1 protein-coding gene is annotated in these 1,427 nt (G+C 42.0%); it reads left to right on the top strand.

The features are described from left to right. On the top strand, positions 1 to 1,341 hold a 1,341-nt coding region (locus NPX98_RS06570), incomplete at its 5' end, for an autotransporter outer membrane beta-barrel domain-containing protein (RefSeq protein ID WP_269023349.1). Between the last annotated feature and the right edge of the window lie 86 nt (positions 1,342 to 1,427).

The raw sequence follows: 1,427 nt of genomic DNA, 5'->3' as shown, positions 1-1,427 counted from the left end.
CAAAAAACCGACCGCTTCATAGTAAATGGTGACGTTTCGGGCTCAACAATGGTCTATGTAAAAATCCATGACAAGAACTCAACAAAAGGCAAAATCGCTTCCAGTTTGCTACAGAGTGATGAGGCTCTTCCTGTCAATGAACGAGGAATTTCAATCATTCAAGTCGCTGGAAAAGCAAATAAAGATTCCTTCAAATTATCCAATAACTACATGACAATGGAGGGAATGCCTTACAAATATACAATCAATGCCTATGAACCAGGGAAAGCCAGTGCGAATCAAAGCCTATTTGGCAATGGTAGTCACGGTGGGAACGGAAATAATTTCTGGGACTTCCGCTTGCAACATGCCTATCTCGATCCCAATGCAAAGGTAAAAGCTCTTTTACCACAAATGGCTAACTATTTGGTCATGCCTAATGCTTTATTCTCTGCAGGCATCTCCGATGTCAGCAACCAAATCGCTCTCTTGGCAAATATGCGTTCGACATCATCAACCATGAATGATCATAAGAATAAGGGCATCTTCGCATCCTCCTATGGGGATAAAGGAACCTTATCTTCCGAACGTGGTGCGCTCAAATATGGTTATGGGGCTGATATGAGCTATGTTGCTGGACAAGCTGGTGTCGCAATAGCGACTCTAGAAAAGCAAAATACCTCAACACACTTCAGGATCTTAGGTAGCTATGGGCAACTCTCCTTTACCCCAAAGGATATGGAAGGGGCTGATAAAAGTACATTAGACAAATGGCTGTTGACAGCTTCTGGTGGTGTATACCATAACAATGGCTTGTATGCAGATACCCTCCTCTCCTATGGTCTCCTAAAAGGAAATATTGCTAGTACCCTCAGTGGAAATACCGCAAAATTTGAGAATGCAAAAACCGTCAGTGTTTCTGCTATCGTTGGTCATAAATTGGCAACGGGTGTTGAAAGCTTGGTATTTGAACCACAAGCACAGGTTATTTATCAGCGCTTAATGTTTAATACCATTTCTGATGCTGATAAATTTGAAGTGGATATGAACAATCCTCAGCAATGGTTGGTGCGTCTCGGCGGACGTGTAACCCAGACGGTTACTCAACAAGCAGAAGACAATATCGTTTCCATCTACGGAAAACTCAATGTTTCCAGAGCTTTTGGCGATGCCGGGACAATACAGGCTGCGAATGCATTCCAACTGGAACCTATAGGATCTTCCATTGAAGGAGGATTGGGTGTCAATGCACAGGTATCTCAAAAAATCATGCTCAATGGTGACGTCAGCTATCAGCACAGACTGCAAAAAGCTGGAATATCTGGAGCTAAATTCTCAGGGGGTGTGAGCTACCGCTTCTAAAAAATACACACTTTCGCAAAAAGGCAGCACACTGTGTTGCCTTTTTTATATTTATAAAAAATAAATTACAAAAATTCTCGAAAAAA

The organism is Bartonella sp. A05 (assembly GCF_026930145.1).
Taxonomy (GTDB): domain Bacteria; phylum Pseudomonadota; class Alphaproteobacteria; order Rhizobiales; family Rhizobiaceae; genus Bartonella.
This window is presented reverse-complemented; position numbering and strand designations above follow the sequence as displayed.